Annotated in this window: 19 protein-coding genes; 16 read left to right on the top strand and 3 right to left on the bottom strand. The window is 69.3% G+C overall.

Annotation, left to right across the window (positions count from 1 at the left end; translation table 11 throughout):
- The first annotated feature begins 8 nt into the window (after positions 1 to 8).
- Together rpsN and rpsR are read left to right on the top strand one after the other, a co-directional pair.
- Positions 9 to 314, top strand: coding sequence for a 30S ribosomal protein S14 (gene rpsN / locus JWS13_RS13530; RefSeq protein WP_087558673.1), 306 nt, complete (start codon positions 9 to 11; stop codon positions 312 to 314).
- Between the two features lie 9 nt (positions 315 to 323).
- A complete protein-coding gene (gene rpsR / locus JWS13_RS13535; RefSeq protein WP_005238639.1) occupies positions 324 to 578 on the top strand; it encodes a 30S ribosomal protein S18 in 255 nt (84 codons plus the stop codon).
- A gap of 313 nt (positions 579 to 891) precedes the next feature.
- Here the strand turns inward: rpsR and JWS13_RS13540 are convergent, their stop codons facing one another.
- Positions 892 to 1,944 (bottom strand): serine hydrolase domain-containing protein, encoded by a 1,053-nt coding sequence (locus tag JWS13_RS13540; protein ID WP_206005947.1) that lies wholly within the window; start codon positions 1,942 to 1,944, stop codon positions 892 to 894.
- A gap of 141 nt (positions 1,945 to 2,085) precedes the next feature.
- Here JWS13_RS13540 and JWS13_RS13545 point away from each other — a divergent pair, with 141 nt between their 5' ends.
- The 5 genes from JWS13_RS13545 (at position 2,086) to JWS13_RS13565 (ending at position 9,561) form a co-directional block, all read left to right on the top strand.
- A complete protein-coding gene (locus tag JWS13_RS13545) occupies positions 2,086 to 3,015 on the top strand; it encodes an AEC family transporter (RefSeq protein WP_124389223.1) in 930 nt (309 codons plus the stop codon).
- 14 nt (positions 3,016 to 3,029) lie between these two features.
- Positions 3,030 to 3,494, top strand: a complete 465-nt coding sequence (locus JWS13_RS13550) for a hypothetical protein (RefSeq protein ID WP_206005948.1) — start codon at positions 3,030 to 3,032, stop codon at positions 3,492 to 3,494.
- Between the two features lies 1 nt (position 3,495).
- On the top strand, positions 3,496 to 4,659 hold the full coding sequence (locus JWS13_RS13555; protein WP_206011586.1) for an MFS transporter: 1,164 nt from the start codon (positions 3,496 to 3,498) through the stop codon (positions 4,657 to 4,659).
- A 149-nt stretch (positions 4,660 to 4,808) separates the two neighbouring features.
- On the top strand, positions 4,809 to 7,985 hold the full coding sequence (locus tag JWS13_RS13560) for an NAD-glutamate dehydrogenase domain-containing protein (protein ID WP_206005949.1): 3,177 nt from the start codon (positions 4,809 to 4,811) through the stop codon (positions 7,983 to 7,985).
- A 214-nt stretch (positions 7,986 to 8,199) separates the two neighbouring features.
- Positions 8,200 to 9,561 carry a flavin monoamine oxidase family protein gene (locus tag JWS13_RS13565; RefSeq protein WP_160094059.1) on the top strand — a complete coding sequence of 454 codons (1,362 nt, stop codon included), beginning with the start codon at positions 8,200 to 8,202 and terminating at the stop codon, positions 9,559 to 9,561.
- A gap of 24 nt (positions 9,562 to 9,585) precedes the next feature.
- On the opposite strand, the gene JWS13_RS13570 is transcribed toward JWS13_RS13565, so the two are convergent.
- Entirely contained in the window at positions 9,586 to 11,112 is a 1,527-nt protein-coding gene (locus JWS13_RS13570) for a PucR family transcriptional regulator (RefSeq protein WP_206005950.1), read from the bottom strand.
- 289 nt (positions 11,113 to 11,401) lie between these two features.
- Between JWS13_RS13570 and JWS13_RS13575 the strand changes: the two genes are divergently transcribed.
- Together JWS13_RS13575 and JWS13_RS13580 are read left to right on the top strand one after the other, a co-directional pair.
- A complete protein-coding gene (locus tag JWS13_RS13575) occupies positions 11,402 to 12,649 on the top strand; it encodes an MFS transporter (RefSeq protein WP_206005951.1) in 1,248 nt (415 codons plus the stop codon).
- A 17-nt stretch (positions 12,650 to 12,666) separates the two neighbouring features.
- Positions 12,667 to 14,313, top strand: coding sequence for an amidohydrolase (locus tag JWS13_RS13580; RefSeq protein WP_206005952.1), 1,647 nt, complete (start codon positions 12,667 to 12,669; stop codon positions 14,311 to 14,313).
- 9 nt (positions 14,314 to 14,322) lie between these two features.
- Here JWS13_RS13580 and JWS13_RS13585 read toward each other — a convergent pair whose 3' ends face one another.
- Entirely contained in the window at positions 14,323 to 14,946 is a 624-nt protein-coding gene (locus JWS13_RS13585; RefSeq protein ID WP_241032178.1) for a TetR/AcrR family transcriptional regulator, read from the bottom strand.
- 103 nt (positions 14,947 to 15,049) lie between these two features.
- Here JWS13_RS13585 and JWS13_RS13590 point away from each other — a divergent pair, with 103 nt between their 5' ends.
- The 7 genes from JWS13_RS13590 (at position 15,050) to JWS13_RS13620 (ending at position 25,575) form a co-directional block, all read left to right on the top strand.
- Complete coding sequence (locus tag JWS13_RS13590) at positions 15,050 to 16,480, top strand: APC family permease (RefSeq protein WP_206005954.1); 1,431 nt, start codon at positions 15,050 to 15,052, stop codon at positions 16,478 to 16,480.
- Complete coding sequence (locus JWS13_RS13595; RefSeq protein ID WP_206005955.1) at positions 16,480 to 18,153, top strand: amidohydrolase; 1,674 nt, start codon at positions 16,480 to 16,482, stop codon at positions 18,151 to 18,153. Before JWS13_RS13590 ends, JWS13_RS13595 begins: the two co-directional genes overlap by 1 nt.
- A 185-nt stretch (positions 18,154 to 18,338) precedes the next feature.
- Entirely contained in the window at positions 18,339 to 19,769 is a 1,431-nt protein-coding gene (locus JWS13_RS13600) for a gamma-aminobutyraldehyde dehydrogenase (protein ID WP_206005956.1), read from the top strand.
- A gap of 52 nt (positions 19,770 to 19,821) precedes the next feature.
- Positions 19,822 to 21,162: a 4-aminobutyrate--2-oxoglutarate transaminase gene (gabT, locus tag JWS13_RS13605; protein WP_206005957.1), complete on the top strand. Its 1,341-nt coding sequence runs from the start codon at positions 19,822 to 19,824 to the stop codon at positions 21,160 to 21,162.
- Positions 21,163 to 21,244: 82 nt separating this feature from the next.
- Complete coding sequence (locus JWS13_RS13610) at positions 21,245 to 23,203, top strand: primary-amine oxidase (RefSeq protein WP_206005958.1); 1,959 nt, start codon at positions 21,245 to 21,247, stop codon at positions 23,201 to 23,203.
- Positions 23,196 to 24,650: an NAD-dependent succinate-semialdehyde dehydrogenase gene (locus tag JWS13_RS13615; RefSeq protein WP_206005959.1), complete on the top strand. Its 1,455-nt coding sequence runs from the start codon at positions 23,196 to 23,198 to the stop codon at positions 24,648 to 24,650. Before JWS13_RS13610 ends, JWS13_RS13615 begins: the two co-directional genes overlap by 8 nt.
- A 34-nt stretch (positions 24,651 to 24,684) precedes the next feature.
- Positions 24,685 to 25,575, top strand: a complete 891-nt coding sequence (locus JWS13_RS13620) for a universal stress protein (RefSeq protein WP_206005960.1) — start codon at positions 24,685 to 24,687, stop codon at positions 25,573 to 25,575.
- Position 25,576 lies beyond the last annotated feature (1 nt).

The raw sequence follows: 25,576 nt of genomic DNA on the forward strand, positions 1-25,576 counted from the left end.
CACCGCCCATGGCAAAGAAGTCGAAGATCGCGAAGAACGAGCAACGCAAGATCGTCGTGGCGCGCTGGGCCGAGCGCCGCGCGGAGCTGAAGGAGACCATCCGCCGTCCGTCGAGCAGCGCAGACGAGCGCGCGGAAGCCCGGGCGGCACTGCAGCGTCTGCCCCGCGACGCGAGTCCGGTACGATTGCGCAATCGAGACGCTGCGGATGGACGTCCGCGCGGCCACCTGAGGAAGTTCGGGCTCTCTCGCGTGCGTGTTCGCGAGATGGCGCACCGCGGGGAGCTGCCAGGCGTCCACAAGTCGAGCTGGTAAAGGAAGAAGATGGCAGTCAAGAGAGCACCGTCGAAGAAGCCGCGTCCCGTCGAGGGCCGCAAGCCCAAGAAGAACCCGTTGTTCGCGGCCAAGATCGAGTACGTCGATTACAAGGACATCAACCTCCTCCGCACGTTCATCTCGGACCGCGGCAAGATCCGCAGCCGCCGCGTCACGGGCCTGACCCCGCAGCAGCAGCGTCAGGTTGCCGTCGCCGTGAAGAACGCTCGCGAGATGGCTCTGCTGCCCTTCACGAGCCGGTAACTCGCAAGGCACCGAAAAGGCCCCGTAATCCTCGGATTACGGGGCCTTTCGTCATTCACGCCATTGCCGGTCGAATTCGGTGCCCACCACAGCAGCATCGCCGACGTCAACGACGGCGATCAGCAGCGCGGCACGCGCCACGACTGTGCGCCTCCGTCCGGTCGCCGTCTCCACGGCCCCGCTGTAACCGGACATACCCGGCGGGGGTACTTGCGCACGTGAGTGGCAATGCGTGCCCAAGGACACTTTGTCACTCACGTGGGGGGACGTCGGGCAGGTGAGTGACAAAGTGTGCCGGGGGACGCTTTCGCACTCACATGGGGGTGTGCGCGAGAATCTCCAGACCCTGCTGCTCGAGGCCGCCGATCGTATTGGTCAAGATGACGAGCCCGCGGTCGTTCGCCCTGTCGAGTACGACGGTGCACTGGAAACCGCCTGTCGCGCCGCCGTGCAGGGTGTAGTCCCGACCTTCGAACGGGACGATCGACCACGTCAGCGCCCGGTAGCTGTCGCCGACCCAGCGCGGGTCCATGGCGGTGCCGCCCGGGACCGTGCCGTCGAGCAGAGCCCGGACATACGTCGACATGTCGTTCGCCGTGGACCGCAACCCGCCGGCCGGGGCGTACGCGTCCAGCGGCCACGGGTCCTGCGACCGGTGCAGGACGTCGAATCCGCGGGTGACGTCCACGGGCAGGTCGGCGGCGGTGAGCGGCATCCACGACTGCGACAGTCCGAGCGGGACGAGCATGCGCTCGCGGAGGAGCGACGGGTAGTCGGTGTGCGCGGCCGCGGCCAGCGCCTGGCCGAGCAGCGCGAAGCCGACGGTCGAGTAGGAGTAGCTGCCGCGGGTGGTGAGCGGCGCCGACCGCAGTTGCTCCAGCAGCGTGTCCGGGTCGTACGTGAACGGGTTGGACGCGACCACCCAGTTGCCGACGGCGACCACGGTGTCGGTGCTCATCGGGAACTGCGCCAGCCCGGACGTGTGGGACGCCAGTTCGAGCAGTGTCACGTCGCCGACCGGCGCGCCCTGCAGCGGCAGCACGTCCGCGACCTTCGTGTCCTCCCGCACCTCACCCCGGGCGACGGCGTCGACGAACAGCGCCGCGGTGAACGTCTTGGTGACGGAACCGATCTCATAGTCGGTGTCCTCGGTTGCCCCGAAGTTCGCGAACCGGGTGCCGGAGGCGTCGATGTACGCGACGCTCGCGTTCTCGCGGTAACTGCGCCCGAGGACCTGCCCGGCGAGCGCGATCAGCGCCGGATCCCCGCTCGACGGCGGGGCCAGCGCCGACGCCACGGGAGCGGCACCCCACGCGAGGGTCCACGCGCAGAACAGCGCGCAGAGAACGGTCGTACGACGCAGCATTGCGACTCCTCGAGCGCGACGGAACGCGCACACAGACGATGTCCCCGACCGGACGCTATTGTCACTCACCCGAACCCCTGGCACTAGACTTCGGAAGGTTTGCCGACAGGAGGCATCCCTGTCGAGGAGGTGCCCCGCAGCGTGTCGGGAGTTGTTGCGGGATTCACCGTCATATTCGTGATCATCGCGATCGGCTACATTCTCGGCCGGCGCGGGACGCTGGGCGCGGAGGGCGAATCCGTCCTGGGCAGGCTGGTGTTCTTCGTTGCCACACCGGCGCTGCTGTTCGAATCGCTCGCATCGTCCGACCTCTCCGTGATCTTCTCGCCCACACTGGCCGTCGCGGCTGTCACGGCATTGACGGTCGGCGCACTGTACATGGTCGTCGCGAGGGTGTGGCTACGCAGGTCCCTTCCCGAACTCACCATCGGCGCGTTGTCGTCCTCGTATGTGAACTCCGCGAATCTGGGCATTCCCATCGCGGTGTTCGTCCTCGGGGACGCCTCGTTCGTGGCGCCGCTGCTGCTGTTCCAGATCATCGCGTACTCCCCCATCGCCCTCACCATCCTCGACGTCACCACGCTCCGGCGGGGCGCGTCGCGACTCGACACGATCACCGCGCCGTTCAAGAACCCGATCGTCGTGGCGGGCGCGGCGGGACTGCTGATCGCACTGCTCGGCTGGACCCCGCCGGAGGCGCTGATGCAGCCGTTCCGGCTCATGGGTGGCGCGTCGGTGCCGGGTGCGCTGCTCGCGTTCGGCATTTCGCTGTACGGGGTGCGGGTGCTGGAGAAGGGGACGAGTCCGCGTCGCGACGTCGCGCTGGCGTCGGTGCTCAAGATTGTCGTGCAACCGGTGCTGGCCTACGTGATGGCGCGCTATCTGCTCGGGCTGGACGGCCACGAACTGTTCGCCATCGTGGTGGTGGCGACGCTGCCGACGGCGCAGAACGTCTTCGTCTACGCCAGCCGGTACGGGGTGGGAACGGTCCTGGCCCGGGACACCGCGTTCGTCACGACACTGGCTGCGATTCCGGGGATTGCGCTGGTCTCCGGCCTGCTTGCGGGATGAGGTTACCGTGGCTTATGCGCGTAATCGCCCTCGCAGTGCTGGCCTGCCTCGCCGTCGCCGGATGCGGGTCCGGTTCGAGCACCGACGAACCGACGATTCCCCCGGAGATCGCGTCCGCAGTGGATCCCAGCCCGACCAATCCGTCGTCGGGGATGCCCATTCCCTCCGAAGTGCCCGGCGAGGACTTCGGCACCGTCTTCGAACCGCGGCCCGACATCGTCCGCGCGAATCCGACCCCGTTCGAGTCGTGGTCCCGCGCGGACGGCAACAAGGTGGCGATCCACTTCGTCACCGGAACCCCGGAGTGTTACGGCGCCGACGCGGCAGTCACGGAGACCGACACCACCGTCACGATCTCGCTGCGCACCGGCACCCTCCCGGAGGCGGCCGACAAGATGTGCATCCTCGTCGCCGTGTTCGGCACCCTCGAGGTCCAGTTGCAGGCGCCGCTCGGCAATCGTCGGGTGATCAACGGATGACCTGGTGAAGCACTGGTTCGTCAACGTCTGCGTTGCCACTGCTCTCCTCCAGGCCGTCTATCACGCCGTCCGCGTCCTCGTCTCCTACCGCGTCCTCGCTCTCGGCGGCGACGCCGTCACGATCGGCGTCGTCACCGCCCTGTTCTCGCTGGCGCCGCTGCTCGTGGCCGTCCGGATCGGACGCGCCGTGGACCGGCGGCACGCGGCCGCGGTCCTGCGGACCGGTGTGCTGCTGACCTCCCTCGGTGTCCTGGTGATCGCCGTCAGCGGCGACCTGATCGTCCTCGGGCTCGGGAACGTGATCCTCGGGTTCGGGCAGATCCTCGTGACCGTCGCCGGGCAGGGATTCATCACGCTCCTCTCCCCACCGGGTGAACTGGACCGCGGTTTCGCCGGACTGACGCTCGGCGTCTCGGTCGGCCAGGCCGTCGGGGTACCGCTGGTCGGTGTGATCGCGGCGGGAAGCTCGGGCGACGGCGTCGTCGAGACCACCCTGGCGTTGACGGTGATGGGTGTGGTGGCGCTTTCCGCAGTCCCGTTCGCCTGGCCGATTCGCGAACGCCCACAGCCGGCGGGACCACCGTCGCCCGGCGACCGGCAGTCCGTGTTCAGCATGATCTCGACGACGGGGATGCGGCCGGCCGTGTTCAGCAGCCTGATCGTGCTGGCGTCCGTCGACGTCGTCGTCGCCTACCTCCCCGTCCTCGGGCACGAGTTCGGTTTCAGCGTGCTGTTGGTGACGTTGCTGCTGACCGCGCGCACCGCGGCGTCGATCGTGTCGCGCGCGTTCCTGCCGTGGCTGCTCACCCGGGTACCGCGGTCGAGGCTGCTGGTCTCCGCGACGCTGTGCTCGGCGCTGCCCACCGCCCTGCTGCCGTTCGTCCCCGACCCGGCCGTGATGGCACTGCTGCTCGTCGTCGCCGGATTCTTCTGGGGCATCGGCCAACCCCTGACCATGACGTGGGTGGCCGGGCTCGTCACCGCCGCCAACCGAGCCGCCGCGCTGTCGCTGCGGCTGACCGGCAACCGGCTCGGGCAGGTCCTGATCCCGCTGGCCGCGGGCGCCGCAGCAGGGGTCGCGGGCACGTCGTCGATCTTCGTGATCACCGGCGGCCTGCTCGGCACCGCCGCGGTGTCGACGTGGCGAGCCGTGAGTACTTCTTAACCGCCGGCGGTTAACAAGTACTCACGGGTGCCGAAACGTCGCGCCCACCGACACACGACGCTCCACTTCGTCGGATGTGGCGTGCGTCTCTCGTCGACACACTGGTTCCCAGTCACGCGTTTGTCGGATCAGGGGTCAGGAGCCACACGATGAGCTATACCGGTGTCATTCCGAGCACGACCGACACACCCGGTCCACGCCGGGACGAGGCCGCCGTGTCGAGCGCGGTCCTGGCGTCCGGAGGTACCACCCCGCGGCTGCGTTTCGTCGACACCGCGGATGCACGGCCCGAGCCGGCCGCCGTCATGGTGTGGCCGCAGGGCACCCCGCTGCTCGCGGAGCTGGTCGCGTTGTTCGCCGACCTCGGGTTGCGGGTGGCGTCCCACGAGCAGCTGCCCGACGGCGAGCCCGGCAGCCCGCTGGTCCACCGGTTCGACTTCAGCACCGGCGACTTCGCCTGGGACGCCGCAACTCCCGGTCTGCTCTCCGACGCGTTCGAGGCCGCGGCCGCCGGACATCTGGAGGTCGACGGGTTCACCCGCCTCGTCGCCGCGGCGAACCTGACGTGGACGGACGCCGTCCTGGTCCGGGCGGCGTGCCGGTACCTCCGGCAGGTGGGGCTGGGACTGTCGGAACCCAACATCGTCGCGATCCTGTTGCGGCACACCGATTTCGTGCGCGGATTCCGCGACCTGTTCACCGCCCGATTCGATCCCGCGGTTTCCGCCTCCGACCGTGCGAGCGCCGCGGCGGACGCCGAGCGGGTGCTGCTCGCCGCGATCGACCGCACCGCGACAATGGACGAGGACCGGCTGCTCCGCGGACTGCTGTCGTTCACCTCGGCGGTGTTGCGCACCAACTGGTTCCGCCACGACCGCACGATCAGCGCCGCCCCCGCGGCCTTCAAGATCGACCCGTCGATGCTGTCGCTGTCCGCGGCCGTGACGCCGTACCGTGAGATCTTCGTGCACTCGCCGATCGTCGAGGGCAGCCACGTCCGTAGCGGTCCGGTGTCCCGCGGCGGCCTGCGCTGGTCGGACCGCAAGGACGACTTCCGCACCGAAGTGCTGGGTCTGATGAAGACGCAGCACGTGAAGAACTCACTGATCGTCCCGATGGGTGCGAAGGGCGCGTTCGTGGTGCGCACCGAGACGACCCCGGACGCGGTCCGAGCGGCGTACACGAGTTTCATCGACGGACTGCTCGACGTCACCGACGACATCGTCGACGGCGAGGTCGTGCACCCCCGCGACACGGTGATCTACGACGAGTCCGACCCGTATCTGGTGGTGGCGGCCGACAAGGGCACGGCCCGGTTCTCCGATCTGGCCAACAGCATCGCGACGCGACGCGGGTTCTGGCTGGGTGACGCGTTCGCGTCCGGCGGGTCCGCCGGCTACGACCACAAGGCGATGGGCATCACGGCGCGCGGCGGATGGGTTTCGGTGCGCAGGCATTTCGCGGAGATGGGCAAGAACGTCGACACGGACGCGTTCACCGTGGTCGGCATCGGCGACATGTCCGGGGACGTGTTCGGCAACGGCATGCTGCTCAGCCGCGCCATCCGGTTGGTCGGCGCATTCGACCACCGGCACATCTTCCTCGATCCGGAACCGGATTCCGAGGCGTCCTACCGCGAGCGCGAGCGCCTCGCAGCGATGCCCGGCAGCAGCTGGGACGACTACGACCGCAGCCTCGTCTCGGCGGGCGGCGGTGTGTGGCCGCGGACCGCGAAGAAGGTCCCGCTGTCGCCGCAGGTGCGGGAACGGCTCGGCGTGACCGCGACCGAACTCCCCCCGCACGAGGTGGTGAAGGCGCTGCTCACCGCGGACGTGGACCTGTTGTGGAACGGCGGAATCGGCACGTACGTGAAGGCGTCCACCGAGGGGCAAGCGGACGCGGCCGACCCGGCCAACGACGCCGTCCGCGTGGAGGCGAGCGATGTGCGCGCCGCGGTGATCGGCGAGGGCGGCAACCTCGGTCTCACCCAGCGCGCCCGGATCGAGTACGCGCTGAACGGCGGCCGGATCAACGCCGACTTCATCGACAACGCCACCGGCGTCGCCACGTCGGATCGGGAGGTGAACCTGAAGGTCGCGCTGGATGCCGCCGTCGCGGTCGGCGAACTCCCCGCGGCGGAACGGAACACGCTGCTCGCCCGGGTCCAGGACGAGATCGGCGAATCGGTGCTCGCCGACGCCGCCTCCCAGACCCTCGCCATCAGCCTCGCCGAGGTCCACGCCCCGTTCCTGCTCGGACGCCACGAGCGGCTGATCGAGAACCTCGAGCGGGACGCCGGCATCAGCCGGGCCGCGGAGGTCCTGCCGTCCGCGGCGGAACTGTCGGCGCGGCACCGCGCAGGCAACGGACTGGTCCGGCCGGAGATCGCCGTCCTGCTCGCGCAGTCGAAGAACCTCGTCGTCACCGAACTGCTCGCCTCCCCCGTGCTCGACTTCGCGGTGTTCGACGGTGTGCTCGCCGACTACTTCCCGGCACCCATCCGCGAACGCGTCCCCCGCCAGATCAGCGGGCACCGGCTCGCCCGGGAGATCGTGGCCGTCATCGTGGCGGGCGACATGATCGACCGTGTCGGACCGGGCCTGATCCACCGGCTGGAGGAGCGACTCGGCGTCGGCACCCCCGAGATCACCGTCGCGTACGCCGTCGTCCGGCAGGTATTCGACATCGACCGCCTGTGGAACGAGGTCCTCACGCTGCCCGGCGCGTCGCACCGGACCCGGCTGAACCTGCACTTCGGCATCCAGGACCTGATCGAGCGCACCACGTCGTGGCTGCTGCGGCACCGTGGCACGGATGCGCAGGAGCTGATCGAGCGTTTCGCGAAGCCGGTCCAGGAACTCGCGGCCGCGCTGCCCCGCCTCACCGGTGCGCCCGCGCAGGACCTGGGCACGCTGCGGATCCTGGCGCAGGCCTTCGCGCTGGAGACCACCGCGCAGTCGCTGGACGTGCCGATCACCCAGGTGGCCGAGACGTACCGCGAATTCGGCCGCGTGGTGGGCCTCGACTGGCTGTCGGAACGGTTCTCCGTCGGCGAGACCGGCACCGCCTACTGGGAGGCGATGGCGGGAGCCGTCCTCGTCGACAACCTCCAGGAGCACTGGCACGGCCTGATCGGGCTCGTCCTGCGCGGCGCCTCGCCCGCGACGACCGCCGCCGACGCCGTCGCCCACTGGCTCACCGAACACACCACCGCCGCGGACCGCCTGGCACAGATGCTCGGCGAACTGCGCAGCCTCGACCGCGTGGACAACTCGAGCATCTGCGTCATCGACGCCGAACTGTCGCTCGCGCTCACCCGCTGCTAGGGCGTGTCTCCCAATCCCTCTCGGATGCACCTGGCGAAACAATCGTCGTCCGGCAAGGCGGAGGAGAAGCCGATACCGCTGTTGTATCGGCGCCGACGACAACGCAGCGGGGCGGCGGTTGGGCGCCAGGGGCGCCGAAACGGGGATTGGGAGACATGCCCTACCGAACCACCTTTCAAGAACCGATCAGCACTTCAACCAAAGGAGCTCGAAAGTGCCTACTCTCCAACGTGATGTCGCCATCGTCGGCGCGGGCCCGTCCGGCCTGGCCGCAGCGACGGCGCTGCGTAAGGCGGGGTTGTCCGTCGCCGTCCTGGAGGCGCGCGACCGCGTCGGAGGCCGCACCTGGACCGACACCATCGACGGCGCGATGCTGGAGATCGGCGGCCAGTGGGTGTCCCCCGACCAGACGGCGCTGATCTCGCTGCTCGACGAACTCGGACTCGAGACGTTCGACCGGTACCGCGAGGGCGAATCCGTCTACATCTCGGCCGCAGGCGACCGCACCCGCTACACCGGGGAGTCGTTCCCTGTCGACGAGACCACCCGCAAGGAGATGGACCGCCTGGTTCAGATCCTCGACGACCTCGCCGCGCAGATCGGGGCCGAGGAGCCGTGGGCGCATCCGCTGGCCCGCGAACTGGACACGATCTCGTTCAAGCACTGGCTGATCGAGCAGTCCGACGACGCCGAGGCCCGCGACAACATCGGCCTGTTCATCGCCGGCGGCATGCTGACCAAGCCCGCGCACGCGTTCTCCGCGCTGCAGGCGGTGCTGATGGCCGCGTCCGCCGGATCGTTCTCGCACCTGGTGGACGAGGACTTCATCCTCGACAAGCGGGTCATCGGCGGCATGCAGCAGGTGTCGATCCGGATGGCGGCCGCCCTCGGCGACGACGTCTTCCTCAACGCCCCCGTGCGCACCGTCCGGTGGAGCGAGGACGGCGCGGTGGTGCTGGCGGACGGGGACATTCGCGTGGAGGCCTCCCGCGTGATCCTCGCCGTCCCGCCGAACCTGTACTCCCGCATCTCCTACGACCCGCCGCTGCCGCGCCGCCAGCACCAGATGCACCAGCATCAGTCGCTGGGACTGGTCATCAAGGTGCACGCCGTGTACGAGACCCCGTTCTGGCGCGCGGACGGCCTGTCCGGCACCGGATTCGGCGCCTCCGAGGTCGTGCAGGAGGTGTACGACAACACGAACCACGAGGACACCCGCGGCACCCTCGTCGCGTTCGTGTCGGACGAGAAGGCCGACGCGATGTTCGCACTGAGCGAGGAGGAGCGCCGCGCCACCATCGTCGGTTCCCTCGCCCGCTACCTCGGACCGAAGGCCGCCGAACCGGTCGTGTACTACGAGTCCGACTGGGGCTCCGAGGAATGGACCCGGGGCGCGTACGCCGCGAGCTTCGATCTCGGCGGCCTGCACCGGTACGGCAAGGACACGCGGACACCGGTCGGACCGTTCCACTTCTCGTGCTCGGACATCGCCGCCGAGGGCTACCAGCACGTGGACGGCGCCGTCCGGATGGGTCAGCGCACCGCCGCGGACATCGTCGCCCGCCTCGGAAAGTAATCCCGTCCGGTCATCGCCCGGCAGTCACGACTGCCGGGCGATGATCGCGAGCAGCAGTTCGGCGCGCACGCGCGCCACATCCAGCCTGCAGTCGATCAGCGATTCGATCCGCGCCATGCGACTGCGCAGCGTGTGCCGGTGCACGCCCATCGCCGCCGCCGCCGACTCCCAGTGCCCGTTCGCCTCGAGGAACGCCCGCAGCGACCCCAGCAGTTCGGTGCCGTTGGTGCGGTCGTAGTCGTCGATCGGCGAGATCATCGTGTCCGCCAGCGAGTTCAGCACCTCCCGCGTCGAACTGAACGCGAGCAGCGCGCTGCCGGTCAGCGCCGCGAACTCCAGCGGATCCGCGCCCGCCTCGGCGGCCGACGCGGCCAGCTGGGACTGTTCGATGGCCGCGACGAGTCCGGCGACCTCCCGCCGCCCGCTCAGCCCGGCCCGGATCGCCTTCCGCTCCGGGGCGGACAGACTGCGCAGCATCGACCGCGCGAAGTCGACGTCGTCGGTTCCCCGCAGCAGAACCGTGACCCGCGCGTCGTGCCTGCGCGAGAACAGTTGCCGTCCGGCCTTGTTCATGGCCACCGCGACCGCCGACTCGGCCCGTTCCGCGAGCGCGGGCGTCTCGGCCACGACCGTGAGTCCGCGGATCATCCCGTCCGCGTCCGCGGCGTGCCGGATCTGCGACCACGCGGGCGCGAGGTCGCGGTCCTCGGTGAGCAGCAGGCCGAGGGCGTGCGAATTGAGCCGGTTCTGTGCCGTCCGGAGCCGCACCGGTTTCTCGAAATCCAACGCGAGCAACGAGTTCGCGTGACCGAGCAGGATCTGGTCCACATGGCTGAGCGCGGTGGGACTGATCACGGCGAGGTGGCCGTGCGGGGTGCTGCCGACGCTGATCTGCTGCACCGTGATCGACGCGCCCGACCGCGCGAGCGACACACTGCTCGACGCTCCGCCGGTGCCCGCCTCGAGCACGTCCCGCAGTTCCCCGAGGACGTCCTCCGCGGGCTGCGCCGGATGCGCCTCCAGCACCCGGCCGGACAGGTCGAGGAGCAGGACCGTGGACGCCGTGGCGACGGCGAGTTCGCGGACGGTGGCGCCGGTGCCGCCCTGGATGACGGCGCGGGTCATCCGCGGTTGCGCCCGGGACGCGCGCAGCACCGCCTCGTACTCCTGCTCCGCGAGACGGTTCATGACCCTCTTGACCACAGCCGCGAACGGGGTGGGCAGCGGAATCTCGAGCAGCGGCAGCCCGATCTCGTCGGCGACGATCACCAGATCCTCGGGCACCTCCGGATGGGAGAGTCCGGTGCCGAACCCGACGGCCGCCACCCCGGCTTCGCCGAGTCCGCGCAGGTACCGCCCCCGGTCGGCGGCCGTCAGCGGCAGCCGGATACCGGTGGTGAGGAGCAGTTCACCGCCGGAGAGCCAGCGGAAGGGGTCCTGCAGTTCGGTGGTGTGGGCGAAGGTGATCTCGTTGCCGAGACCGGCGGCGCCACCCTTCAGTTCGAGAGCCAGGTCCGGCTGGGACAACATCCAGCGAACGGGAACGGTCATGTCGGCTCCTGCGCAGTGTGCGGTCGGGTCCGTGCCACCCTGACCTGTCGGAATCGGGATGGCGCTGGACAAGTTGGCCAGCTGAGCACGGACGACTACTCCATTGTGTCAGACGCCGACCTCGAACAACGCCGAAACGCAACATTAACGAATCAAGTTCGTTTGCCCCCTTGCGCCCGCGGCGCACCCTCCGCATACTTAACGAATCTCATTCGCTAAGTGACCCACGTCTCACGCGGGCCGCCACCCGAGACCCGGAGTTGTCGTTGTCCCACCCCAGGAATCCCACGTGACCGCCGCCGTCCGCGTCCCCCTGACCCTCGGCCGCGGTATCGCCACCTTCAGCGTCTTCGTCGTCGGCTACATCACGGCCAATCTCATCCCGCTCATGATCATCGCGATGGTCGACGACCTCGGCGTCACCCAGACCGTCGCCGGCGCCGTCCTCACCGGTTCGCTGCTGGCCACCGCGCTCGTCTGCCTCGCGACCACCCGGTGGGCGGCCGGCCGCTCGCGCCACCTGCTCGGCCGCGTCAGCCTCGTCGTGATGGCCGCCGGTTTCGGCGTCGCCGCCCTGATCCACTCCGCGCCGATCGCGTGCGCCGCCATCATCGTCGGCGGGATCGGCGCCGGCGGCGCGGTCGCGGTCGGCGGCGCCGCCCTGGCCGCGCTGAACAATCCGAACCGGGTGTCCGGGATCAACGGGCTCGTCAACCGCACCGCGGTCACGGGAGTCCTCGCGCTGATCCCGATCCTCGGCCTGCACATGACCAACGCCTTCGGGATCGTCGCGGTGCTGGCGCTGGCGACGGTGTTCACGATCACGTGGCTGCCGTCCGCTCCCGACGCCGTCAACGAGGACGACGACGAGCCGAGCGCGGCGCACACCCGAACCCCGTTGCCCGAGGGCGTCACCGAGAAGAAACTGGCCGTCGCCGGCTTCTCCCTCCTCGTGCTCTTCGCGATCTGGGCGATCGGCGAGGACTCGCTGTGGGCGGTGTCCGGCATCATGGGCGCCGAACACGCGTCGCTGACCGAACAGCAGATGGGCCTGGCCCTCAGCCTGTCCACCGCGGGTGGCATCGGCGCCGCCCTCGTCCTCACGGCGCTCGGTTCGCGCCTCGGCCGCACCGTCCCCACCGCCGTCCTCCTCGGACTCGGCGCCGCCCTCAAACTGGGCTCGTGTCTGGCCACCGATTCGACGACGTACCTGGTGCTCATCATCGCCTGGAACACGGTGTACGCCGCGGCCTTCATCTACGTGGTGGCCATCGCCGCGGCGCTGGACCCGTCCGGCCGCTGGTCGGCCCCACTCCTCGGCACCTATCTGGTGGGGTCGGCGTTCGCCCCGCTCTTCGGCACGCTCGTGACCGGCGCCGTCGGGTACGTCGCGTTCGGCTTCGTCCTGGCGGGCATCAGCCTCGTCCTGCTCGTGCCGATCGTCTGGATCGCCCGCCTGTCGACGCGCACCGAGCAGGCCTCCGCGTTACCCGGACAGGATCACACCGACCGGTACACCACCTCGGTCGTCGTCTGACGGAAAGAGAGAACACCATGAACACGGACACGACCCACTACCGCGGCGGCCGGATCTTCACCGCCGCCGAACCGGCCTGGGCCGAGTCGATGATCGTCCGGGGCGACCGCCTGACGTACGTCGGCGACACCGCGACCGCCGACACGCTGTCCGGCGACGCCCGCGTCGTCGACCTCGGCGGGGCGTTCGTCCTGCCCGGCTTCATCGACGCCCACACCCACCTGCTGATGATGGGACAGGCCCTGCAGAAGGTGGACCTGCAGAGCGCCGCCGACCTGACCGACATCCAGGACCGCATCCGCCGGTTCGCCGCCGAGAACCCGGACGCGCCCCGGCTCCTCGGCCGCAGCTGGCTGTTCTCCGCACTCGACGGGCACCCGCCGACGCGGCAGATGATCGACGCGGCCGAAGCCGACCGACCCGTCTACCTCGACTCCAACGACGTGCACTCGGCGTGGGTGAACACCGCCGCGCTGCGCGAACTCGGCATCGACGCGAACACCCCCGACCCGATCGGCGGCCGCATCGAGCGCGATCCCGTCACCGGCGAGGCCACCGGCATGCTGTTCGAGACGGCGGTGACCCAGATCGTGTGGCCCGCCCTCGCGAAGGTGATCAGCAACGACGAACGGGACACCGCCCTCGCGGCCGCATTCGAGCAGTATCTCGCCGACGGCGTCACCGGGGCGGTCGACATGGCGCTCGGCGCGGACGAGGTCGCGGCGCTCGAACGCGCACTGGCCGCGGGCGACGGCACCCTGCCGCTCCGCGTGGCCGGGCACTGGCTGATCGAACGAACCGATTCGGAAGAGGACAACGTCCGCCAGGTGCACGAGGCGGCGCAATTCCAGCAGCGCCTGCAGGGCCCCTGGCTGCGGATGGCCGGGATCAAGGTCATCATCGACGGCGTCATCGACAGCTGCACCGCCGCCATGAAGGAACCCTACTCGGACGGCACGAACGCCGAACCGATCTGGGACCTCGCCTCGCTGGCACCGGTGGTCGCCGCGGCGGACGCCGCCGGACTGCAGGTGGCGATGCACGCCATCGGCGACGAGGCGTCGGAGATCGCGCTCGACGCGCTCGAACACGCGGTCGCCGCCAACGGGATTCGCCCGCGCAGGCACCGGATGGAGCACCTCGAGACGATCACGGAGGACAACGTGCAGCGGCTCGCGCGGCTCGGCGTCGTCGCCTCGATGCAGCCGGTGCACGCCGATCCGGCGATCCAGGAGAACTGGCGGGCGATGCTGGGCGACCATCGGGTCGAGCGGGCGTTCCCGTGGCCCGAGATGACGGCGGCGGGCGCCGTCCTCGCGCTGGGGTCCGACGCCCCCACCGCACCGCATCCCCCGCTGCCCAACATGTACATCGCGACGACCCGCAAGTCCGCGATCGATCCGGCGCTCGCGCCGAACCTGCCGGAGTACGCGCTGCCGATGGCGGACGCGCTCGCGCACGCCACCCGCGACGCCGCCTACTCGTGCCGCTGGGACGACCTCACCGGTCAGCTCGTCGAGGGCAAGGCCGCCGATTTCGTGGTCCTCGACGGGGATCCGTTCACCGCGGGCGCAGATTCCCTGCTCACCGCACGGGTGCAGCTGACCGTGGTGGCCGGTGCGGTGCGCCACGAAGCAGAGGTGGCCGGCAGCGTCCCGGCGTAGCCGCTCCGGTCAGTCCCGTTCGGCTGCGGCGTCTTTCGCGACGCCGCAGCCGATCTGTTCGCAGAATCCCAGCATGGCCGTGCGCGCGGCGTCGACGGTGATGAGGCTGTTTCCCCCGACGATGTGCAGACCGTACGCGTCCTCGAGGGCCACCAGGTTCATGGCCGCCTGGTCGAGGTCGCCGCGCACGGCGAACTCCCCCGACGCGTGCCCGTCGCCGAGGATCGCGCGGTACGTCGCGAGCTGGCGCAGATACATCTTCCGGACCAGTTCGTCGTGCAGTTCCGAAGTGCCCGACATGAAGTCGAATTCGTAGAGCAGCCGCATCAGGGTGTCGTCGGGCCCGCTCGGCAGGCCCGCATCGATGGCCGTCCTCAGCTTGGCGGCGTACGACGTCTGGACGGCCACCGCCTCGTCTCGCTGATCGCAGTAGCGCTCGGTGCCCGCCCGATGGGCCTCGACGAGAAGCGCATCCAGGTCGTCGAAATAGTAGAGCAGCGCACCGCGTGTCAGACCCGCCCGCTTCGCCACGTCGGTCAGGGACAAGGACCGCAGTCCGTGCGCGGATCCCGCCTGCAGCGTGGCCTCGACGAGTTCGGAACGCCGCTGCTTCTGAGTGTTCGGTCGTGCCATGGCGTTGACAGTAGCCGACGTGATCTGTGACACTCGGCCCAGTTGTTTGACGGATCCGTCAAAAAACTATTTCACCCCCTCACCCTCCCCGAACGGACAGCTCATGGACCAGACCGCCCGGCCGCCCACGGCCACTCCCCCCGCCGCCCCGGGCGCCTACGAGGCCTCGCTCTCGCGGAGCATCGGCGTCGGCGGGAACATCCTGATCACCCTGTCGTCGATCTCACCGGCGTCGAGCGTCTTCATCCTCGGCGGCTCCGCCCTCGCTCTGTTCGGCACCGGCGTCTTCTGGGCATTCCTCATCGCCGGCATCGTGAGCATCCTCATCGCCTTCTGCTACGCCGAACTCGCCTCCGCGTATCCCGTTGCCGGCGGCGACTACTCGCTGGTGTCGCGGGCACTCGGACCGGCCTTCGGCGTCGCCACGTTCTTCATCAGTCTCATCTCGCTGCCGCTGATCATCGCGGTCTTCGCCCTCGGGGTCGCCGACTACCTGGGCGTCGCGATCCACGGACTGTCGCCGCAGCAGACCGCACTGGTCGTGGTCGTGATCACCACCGTGACCGCATGTTTCGACATCCGGACGAACGCGTGGCTCACCGGCGTCTTCCTGGGCGTCGAGATGGCGGCGCTGGCCCTGCTCACCGTCCTCGGTTTCGTCCACATGGAACGGCCGCTGTCGAGCCTGCTCAGCCCGGAGGTCCTCGACCCGTCCACCGGCCAGCTCGCACCCCTCGCGATCTCCGGACTGATGCTCGCCGTCACCCAGGGGATCTTCGCGTACAACGGGTACGGCGGCGCCGTGTACTTCGCCGAGGAGACCAGGAACGCCGCCCGCTCGATCGCGAAGGCCGTGATCTGGAGCGCCGTCATCACCGTCGCCACCGAACTCGTCCCGCTGATCGCCATCATGGTCGGCGCCCGCTCGCAGACCGAACTTTTCGGATCCGACCTCCCCGTCGAGGCCTTCCTCACCGAACGCGCCGGTCACGCCGTCGCCATGGTGGTCATGCTCTCGATCGCCCTCGCCGTGATCAACGCGATCATCGCCATCACGCTGCAGGCCGGCCGGCTGCTCTACGCCGCCGCGCGCGATCGCGCCCTCCCTGAGACCGTCGCGGCGCCGCTGCAGGCCGTCAGCACCAAGGGCCGCGTCCCCGTGCTCGCCACCGTCGTGATGGGCGCCATCGCGTTCGCCTCGTGCTTCGTCCCGCTGGACGTCCTGCTCACCGCCACCGGGTCGACCCTGACGTTCACGTACCTGTTCATCGCGCTGGCCGCGATCAACCACCGCCGCGGCGGAACCACCCGATCCGGCTACCGCATGCCGCTGTGGCCGCTCGCCCCGGGAATCTGCATCGCCGCACTCGGTCTCGTCTTCGTCGTCACCCTGCTCGACCCGGCGCAGTGGCTCAGCCTCGGCATCTCCCTCGGACTCGTCGCCGCCGGCTTCGTCTACTTCGCCCTGTACCTGCGACCGCGCAGGAACACCCACCTGCTGCTGCTCGACGCCGCCCCCGAGGAGACCCGCTGATGCTCGATCTGCTGCTGAACAACGGCGTCGTCCGCACGTTCGACGCGCCCGGCCGGGCCGAGGCCGTCGGCATCGCGGACGGCCGGATCCGGTACGTCGGGACCACCGAGGACGCTCCGGCGGCCCGGCGGACCATCGACCTGCGCGGCCGGCTGGTGACCCCCGGCATCATCGACAGCCACAACCACCTGCTTCTCGGATTCGACCCCGACGCGGTGAGTCTCGAAGGCGCACAGGACCTCACGGAGGTCCGGCGGCGGATCGGCGCGCACGCGGCCGCCCGCCCCGACCTCGACTGGATCTGCGCCGAGAACGCCGTCTACTCCGTGGTGACCGGGCGCAGACCGAACGCCGACGACCTCCGCGGCCTCACGGACCGCCCGGTCTTCATCACCACCTACGACCAGCACTCGGTGTGGCTGAACGACGCCGCGCTGCGGAAGCTCGGCATCGACCGCGGCACCAGGATCCCCTGGGGACGTCCGGAATTCGACGACCACGGCGCGCCGACCGGCTGGGTCACAGACTTCTACACCAGCGCGATGACGCGGGCCGGCCTGGCCGGTCTGCAGCGCGACATCCCGATGTACTCCCCCGACCGCCGGTACCGCCGCATCACCTCCAGCCTGGAGATGGCGACCGCGTGCGGCATCACCACCGTCGTCGAACCGCAGGTCCCGCTGGCCGAACTCGACCTGATGTACCGTGCGCGCGCCGAGGGGCGGATGCAGTCGCGGGTGATCACCGCCCTGTTCCACCCGGTCGGCGCCGACGCCGCGTTCCGCCGGGACCTGCGGGAGGCCGTCGACGGCGCGCCGGTCGACGACATGCTCCGGCTCGGGCCGGTCAAGCTGTACGCCGACGACGTGATCGAGCCGCACACCGCCGCCATGCTCGCCGACTACGCGAACCGGCCGGGCCACCGCGGGGCGCCGAGCCTGCCGCCGCAGGAGTTCACCGCGATGCTCACCGAACTCGACCGCCTCGGCTTCCAGACGCACACGCACGCGACGGGCGACTGGGGCATCCGGCTGGCGCTCGACTCGATCGAGCACGCCGCCCGCGTCAACGGCACCACCGACCGGCGGCACGGCATCGTCCACGTCGAGTGCCTGCATCCCGAGGACCTTCCCCGGTTCCGGGACCTCGGGGTCGTCGCGGCGATGCAGCCGCGGCACTGCTCGCCCGACCTCGTTGCGGGAACGTGGATGGAGAACGTCGGCGAGGACCGGTGGGACCGGGCGTGGCGTTTCCGTTCGCTCGCCGAGTCGGGGGCGGCGCTGGCGTTCTCCAGCGACTGGCAGGTCGGGGAGATGGATCCGCTCGTCGGCCTCTACTCCGCCCTGACCCGCTCGGGTCTGGACGGCCGCACCGACTGGACTCCGCGCGAACGGATGGATCTGGATTCGGCGTTGCGGGCGTACACCCGCGGCGGCGCGTGGGCCTGGCACGCGGAGGACGACCTCGGGGTGATCCGTCCCGGCGCCCACGCCGACCTGGTCGTCTGGTCGGCGGACCTGTACACGCTCGAACCCGGCGATCTGCTGGACCAGCGGGCCGACCTCACCCTCGTCGGCGGCGAGGTCGTGCACGACGCCGCCGTCGCGAGCGTCCCCGCGGACGTTCCGTTCGCCGGTTCCGGGGCGGACGGGCACACCTGCTCGCACGGGTGACGCCGGAGTGGACAACTCGGCGCGGCGGGGGGCGCGTCTTTCACCATTTTGTCAGCTGCCTCTGGCTTGTGAGACAGCGCACACTTGTTTTCAGATGTTCTGCAACTCCGGGCCCCGGTCGGACCGTTCCACCGACGGACCGCTGCGGACCACGAGTTTCGACCCCACGAGAGGAACCGGTACCGATGTCGATCGACGTACTCGAGAACTACATCAACGGTGAGTTCGTCGCCTCATCCGCGACGGAGACGCTGGACTTGATCAACCCTGTGGACGAGAACGTCGTCGGGCGGGCGCCCGTCTCCACCAAGGCCGATGTGGACGCGGCCGTCGAGGCTGCCGAGCGGGCGTTCGTCACGTGGGGCAAGACCACTCCGAGCGTGCGGCAGACCGCGTTGCTGAAGCTCGCCGACGCGATCGAGGCGCACAGCGACGAACTCGTCGAGGCCGAGTGCCGCAACACCGGACAGCCCAAGCAGGTCATCGCCGACGAAGAGATCAAGGTGGGCGCCGACCAGCTCCGCTTCTTCGCGGGCGCAGCCCGCATGCTCGAAGGCAAGGCGGCCGGCGAATACATGGACGGCTTCACGTCCTACGTGCGCCGCGAGCCGATCGGCGTCGTCGGTCAGGTCACCCCGTGGAACTACCCGTTCATGATGGCCCTGTGGAAGATCGGCCCCGCGCTCGCGGCGGGCAACACGATCGTCCTCAAGCCCAGCGACACCACCCCGAACAGCACGCTCGTCCTCGCCCGGCTGACCAAGGGGATCCTCCCGGACGGTGTCTTCAACGTCGTCCTCGGCAACGGCGAGACCGGCGCCACCCTCGTGGAGAACCCCGCCCTCGGACTGGTGTCGATCACCGGCTCCGTGCGGGCGGGCATCGCCGTCGCCGTCTCCGCCGCACGCCAGCTCAAGCGCGCCCACCTCGAGCTCGGCGGCAAGGCGCCCGCGATCGTCTTCGGCGACGTCGACATCGAGAAGACCGCGAGCGGCATCGCCGAGGCCGCCTTCTTCAACGGCGGTCAGGACTGCACCGCCGCCACCCGCGTCCTCGTCCACGAGTCCATCCACGACCAGCTCGTCGACGCCCTCGTCCGCAAGGCCGAGACGCTCGAGCCGGGCCTGCCCGACGACCCGGACACGTTCTACGGCCCGCTCAACAACGTCAACCACTTCAACGCGGTCAGCTCCAAGATCGCCGAGCTCCCCGCGTCGGCGAAGATCGTCACCGGCGGAAAGCGTTCGGGAGAGCAGGGTTTCTTCTTCGAACCGACCGTGATCACCGGAGTCGACCAGCGCGACGACATCGTGCAGGAGGAGACGTTCGGTCCCATCCTCACCGTGCAGAGCTTCTCCGACGAGAAGGAGGCCGTGACCCTCGCCAACGACGTCCGGTACGGTCTGGCGTCGAGCGTGTGGACCAACGATCACGGCGTCACGCAACGACTCTCGGCCGCACTCGATTTCGGTGCCGTCTGGATCAACTGCCACATCCCGCTGGTCGCCGAGATGCCGCACGGCGGATTCAAGTACTCCGGATACGGCAAGGACCTCTCCGGCTACGGCGTCGAGGACTACACCCGCATCAAGCACGTCATGAGCTCCAACGACTGACGTCGCTCCCCCCCATCCCATCCACGTCACGACCTTTGAGGACTGCACCATCATGAACGACATCCAGTACCGGCTGCCGCAGAAGCGCGCCCTGGTCACCGAGCTCCCCGGCCCGAAGTCGGCGGCCCTCACCGCACGTCGCCGCGCCACCGTGGCCGCGGGCGTCGGCTCCAGCGTCCCCGTGTACGCGGCGGATGCCGACGGTGGTGTGGTCGTCGACGTCGACGGCAACTCCCTGATCGACCTCGGCTCGGGCATTGCCGTCACCAGTGTGGGCGCGTCCGATCCGGCCGTCGCCGAGGCGGTCCGGGAGCAGGTCGGGCACTTCACCCACACCTGCTTCATGGTCACCCCGTACGAGGGCTACGTCCGGGTGGCGGAGGAACTCGCCGCCCTCACCCCCGGCGACCACGAGAAGCGCACCGTCCTGTTCAACTCGGGCGCCGAGGCGGTGGAGAACGCGATCAAGGTTGCCCGCCTCGCCACCGGCCGCGACGCCGTCGTCGCATTCGACCACGCCTACCACGGTCGCACGAACCTGACGATGGCCCTCACCGCCAAGTCGATGCCCTACAAGGCCCACTTCGGCCCGTTCGCGCCCGAGGTGTACCGGCTCCCGATGTCCTACCCGTACCGGGACCAGGACGGACTGACCGGCGAGCAGGCCGCTCAGCGCGCCATCAGCCAGATGGAGAAGCAGATCGGCGCCGATTCGCTCGCGGCGATCATCATCGAGCCGATCCAGGGCGAGGGCGGATTCATCGTTCCCGCCGAGGGATTCCTCCCCACCCTGGTGAACTGGGCCCGCGCCAACGGCGTCGTGTTCATCGCCGACGAGGTGCAGACCGGCTTCTCCCGCACCGGCGCCTGGTTCGCGTGCGAGCACGAGGAGATCGTCCCGGACATCATCACGATGGCCAAGGGCATGGCGGGCGGAATGCCGCTGTCCGCGATCACGGGCCGCGCCGAACTCCTCGACAAGGTGCACCCGGGCGGACTGGGTGGCACGTACGGCGGCAACCCCGTCGCGTGTGCCGCCGCGCTCGCCGCGATCGACAGCATGCGGAAGTTCGACCTGCCCGCTCGTGCACAGCACATCAGCGACCTGGCCCTGCCGCGGCTGCAGGCCCTCGCCGCCGAGGTCGGGGTCATCGGTGACGTGCGTGGACGCGGCGCGATGCTCGCGATGGAGTTCGTCAAGCCCGGCACGACCGAGCCGGATGCGGAACTGACGAAGGCCATTGCCGCCCGTGCGCTCGAACAAGGTGTCATTCTGCTGACATGCGGTACGTACGGCAACGTCATCCGGCTGCTTCCGCCGCTGGTCATCGGCGACGACCTGCTCGACGACGCCCTGACCGTGATCGAGCAGATCGTGCGCTCGCTCGTCTGACCCGTGCGCCTTTCCGGTAGCCACCACTACCGGAAAGGCGCACGAGCACGAACCCGCCCACCCATCGACCAGAGGAGACATCATGACCCGGACGACCACCGGCACGTTCCATCCTCTGGACCCGTTGGGGGCGGACGAATTCGCGAAGGCCGCGGCCGTCCTCGCCCGGGAACACGGGGTCGGGGACGGCTGGCGGTTCGCGTCGATCGAACTCGCCGAACCGGACAAGGCCGCGGTGTCGGCGTTCGACACGTCGGGCACCGTCCCGGACCGCCGGGCGATCGTCGTGTGCTTCGACCGCGGCAGCGGAGACACCTACAAGGCGCTCGTCTCGCTGACCGGAGACAACGTGGTCTCCTGGCAGCACATCCCGGACGTCCAGGCCAATTTCACGGTCGACGAATGGGAAGAGGCCGACGCCTTCCTCCGCGGACACCCCGACGTGATCGCGGCGCTCGCGAAGCGCGGGATCACGGACATGAGCCTGGTGTTCATGGACGTGTGGACGTACGGCGACGCGGTGACCCCGGAGAAGTACAGGGGCCGCCGGCTCGGGTGGTCGGACACCTGGGTGCGGTCGGCCGAGGGCGCCAACCCGTATGCGGGCCCGGTCAACGGTTTCCACTGCGTGATCGACGTCAACAAGATGGAACTGCTCGAGATCGAGGACACGTTCAGCGTCGAACGTCCCGAGGTCATGGGCGAGTACGTGCCCCGGCACATCCCGGAGCGGATCCGGAACGCGAGCACCCGGCCGCCGTTGAAGCCGTTGGACATCGTCCAGCCGGAGGGACCGTCGTTCACCCTCGAGGGCAACAAACTCGAATGGCAGAACTGGTCGCTGCGGGTGGGATTCAACTACCGCGAGGGCATGACCCTGCACGCGGTGACGTACAACGACAACGGCCGGGTGCGTTCGATCGCGAACCGGATGTCGTTCGCGGAGATGGCGGTGCCGTACCGCGACACCAGCACCGATCACTACCGCCGCACCGCCTTCGACATCGGTGAGTGGGGCATCGGGTTCATGACCACCTCACTCACCCTGGGCTGCGACTGCCTCGGCGAGATCCGGTACCTCGACGCCGTCCTCCACGACAGCCACGGTGTGCCGTTCACGATCGAGAACGCGATCTGTATCCACGAGGAGGACAACGCCGTCCTCTGGAAGCACGTCGACCACGACGGCGCCGAGGTGCGCCGCATGCGGCGGCTGACGGTGTCGACGCACGTGACGGTCGCGAATTACGAGTACCTCGTCTACTGGCGGTTCTACCAGGACGGCAACATCGAGTGCGAGGTCCGCGCCACCGGGATCATGGTGGTCAGCCATTTCCCCGAAGGCGGTGAGCATCCGAGCGGCACGCTGGTCGACACCCGCACGTACGCGCCGTTCCACCAGCATTTCCTGGTCGCGCGGCTCGACCTCGACGTCGACGGCACCGAGAACACGGTGTACGCGACCGAGACCGAGATCGTGCCGATGGGCCCGGACAATCCCCTGGGTCTGGCACTGCGCCAGAAGAACACCCCGCTGCGCACCGAACTCGAGGGCAGGCAGGACTTCGACTGGCAGAGCCAACGGGCGTGGAAGGTCGTCAACGACAACACGACCACCGGACTCGGCACCGCCCCCGCCTACAAACTCGTTCCCGGCGGTGCGATCCCGTCGATGTTCGACCCGGCGTCCCCGATCTTCCAGCGCACCGGCGCGATCGGCCACACCGTCTGGGTGACGCCCAACTCCCCCGACGAACGCTGGCCCGCCGGGGAATTCGTGAACCAGAGCAAGGTCGATCACGGACTCCCCGCCTGGACCGCGGCCGACCGCCCGATCGAGAACACCGACGTGGTGCTCTGGTACACGTTCGGGATCCACCACATTCCGCGGCCGGAGGACTGGCCGATCATGCCTGCGGACACCGTGTCCTTCTGGCTGAAGCCGGCCGGATTCTTCGACCGCAACCCCGCCCTCGACGTCGCCCCCACCCCGGAGGCGTGCGATCACCACCATCCCCACCACGAGGACTCCGATGACTGATTTCGAACGGCTCCGCGCCACCCTGCCCACCGGTCTGTGGATCGACGGCGCCCAGACCGACCCGATCGACGGCGGCACCTTCCCGGTGTACGACCCGGCAACGGGCACCCTCATCGCCGACGTCGCGGATGCGGGTGGCAAGGACGCGATGCGCGCACTGGACTCCGCCGCGGCGGTCCAGGAGGAATGGGCGGCGACCGCACCCCGGCAGCGGTCGATCATCCTGCGGTCGGCGTGGGAGAAGGTCATCGAGCGCACCGACGACCTCGCGCTGCTCATGACGATGGAAATGGGCAAGGCCCTGCCGGAGAGCCGCGGCGAGGTGAATTACGGCGCCGAGTTCCTGCGCTGGTTCAGCGAGGAAGCCGTCCGCATCCAGGGTCGCTACACCACGTCGCCGTCGGGCAGCGGACGGATCATGGTCACCAAGGTGCCCGTCGGACCCACCCTGGCCGTCACGCCGTGGAACTTCCCGCTCGCGATGGGCACCCGCAAGATCGGCCCCGCACTCGCCGCAGGCTGCACGATCATCGTCAAGCCCGCCGAGGACACCCCGCTCACCATGCTGCTGCTCGCCGAGATCTTCGCCGAGGCAGGGCTGCCCGCCGGTGTGCTGTCGGTGCTGCCTGCGTCGAACGCCGCCGCCGTCACCGAACCGCTGCTCGCCGACCCGCGGCTGCGGAAGGTGACGTTCACCGGATCCACCCGCGTCGGCAAGATCCTCATCGAGCAGTCCGCCCAGCAGGTTCTGCGCACATCGATGGAACTCGGCGGCAACGCGCCGTTCGTGGTGTTCGACGACGCGGACATCGACGCCGCGGTCGAGGGCGCGATGGCCGCGAAGATGCGCAACGGCGGCGAGGCGTGCACCGCCGCCAACCGCCTGATCGTCGCGAACTCGGTGCGCGAGGAGTTCACCACCAAGCTCACCGGCCGGATCGCCGCGCTCACCGTCGGACCGGGCAGCGAGGACGGCACCAACGTCGGTCCCCTCGTCAACGAGAAGCAACGCCGCAACGTGGCGTCCCTCGTCGACGACGCCGTCGCCGCGGGCGCCCGGGTCCGCACCGGCGGCAAGTCCGTCGACGGTCCCGGCTACTTCTTCCAGCCCACCGTCCTCGACGAGGTGCCCGCCAACGCGCGCATCGTCCGCGAGGAGATCTTCGGACCCGTCGCCGCGATCACCGGGTTCGACACCGAGGCCGAGGGCGTCGCCGCCGCGAACGACACCGAATACGGTCTCGCCGCATACATCTACACGCAGAACGTCGACCGCGCATTCCGCGTCGCCGACAAGCTCGAAAGCGGCATGGTCGGCGTCAACCGCGGAGTGATCTCCGACGTCGCCGCGCCGTTCGGTGGAGTCAAGCAGTCCGGACTCGGCAGCGAAGGCGGCACCGAAGGCATCGAGGAGTACCTCGAGACCAAGTACGTCGGCTTCGCGTAAACCCCCCGCCCCGAGACAGAACGGAACCGTCACCATGCGATTGGTCGTTGGATATCTCGCCACTCCCAGCGGGGAGGACGGTCTGGCCCTCGGGGCGCAGCTCGCCCGTAGTCTCGGGGCACAGCTCGACATCTGCATGGTTCTCCCGCCGGACCGCACGGTCCCGGCGAGAGTTCCGGCAGAGACCGGCTACGACGACATCCTCGCGTCCCGCGCGCAGCGCTGGCTGGACGAGGCGAAGTCGTCGGTGCCGAGCGACATCGACGTGGACGTGCACCTGAGTTTCCACGACTCGTTCGCGCAGGGCCTCCTCGACGAGGTCACCCGCCTCGGCGCGCACGCGATCGTCGTCGGCGCCGCGGGTGACGGCCTGCTCGGCAGGCACTCGGTCGGATCCGTGTCGACGGAATTGCTGCACTCCGCGCACGTGCCCATCTGCCTCGCGCCTCGCGGCCATCGGCATTCCTCCGCCAAGAAGATCCGCGAGGTCACGTGCGCACTCGGGACGCGCGTCGGCGCGGACGTACTGCTGCGAACTGCCGTGCGGACCAGCAAGCGGATGGAGACCCCGCTCCGACTGGTGTCCCTCGTCGAACTGGACCCGCACCACCACCTTCGCGATCATCGGGACACCTCCGAGAGCGTCCGCGAGCGTGCGGTCGCCCATGCGCAGTCCACCCTGGACGAGGCGAAGTCCGCACTACCCGAGGACTTCCCCGTCTCCGTGACGATCGCCGACGGAGACGCCGTCGAATCGGCCGTCCGCAAACTCGACTGGCAGGACGGCGACCTCGTCATGGTCGGCTCCAGCCGTCTCGCCCAACCTCGTCGACTGTTCCTGGGATCCACCGCGGCCAAGATGCTCCGCGTCCTGCCGGTGCCCATGGTCGTCGTCCCCAAGCAGGAGTTCCCCAACAGTGAGTAAA

The sequence above is a fragment of the Rhodococcus pseudokoreensis genome, from assembly GCF_017068395.1.
In the GTDB taxonomy this organism is placed as follows: domain Bacteria; phylum Actinomycetota; class Actinomycetes; order Mycobacteriales; family Mycobacteriaceae; genus Rhodococcus_F; species Rhodococcus_F pseudokoreensis.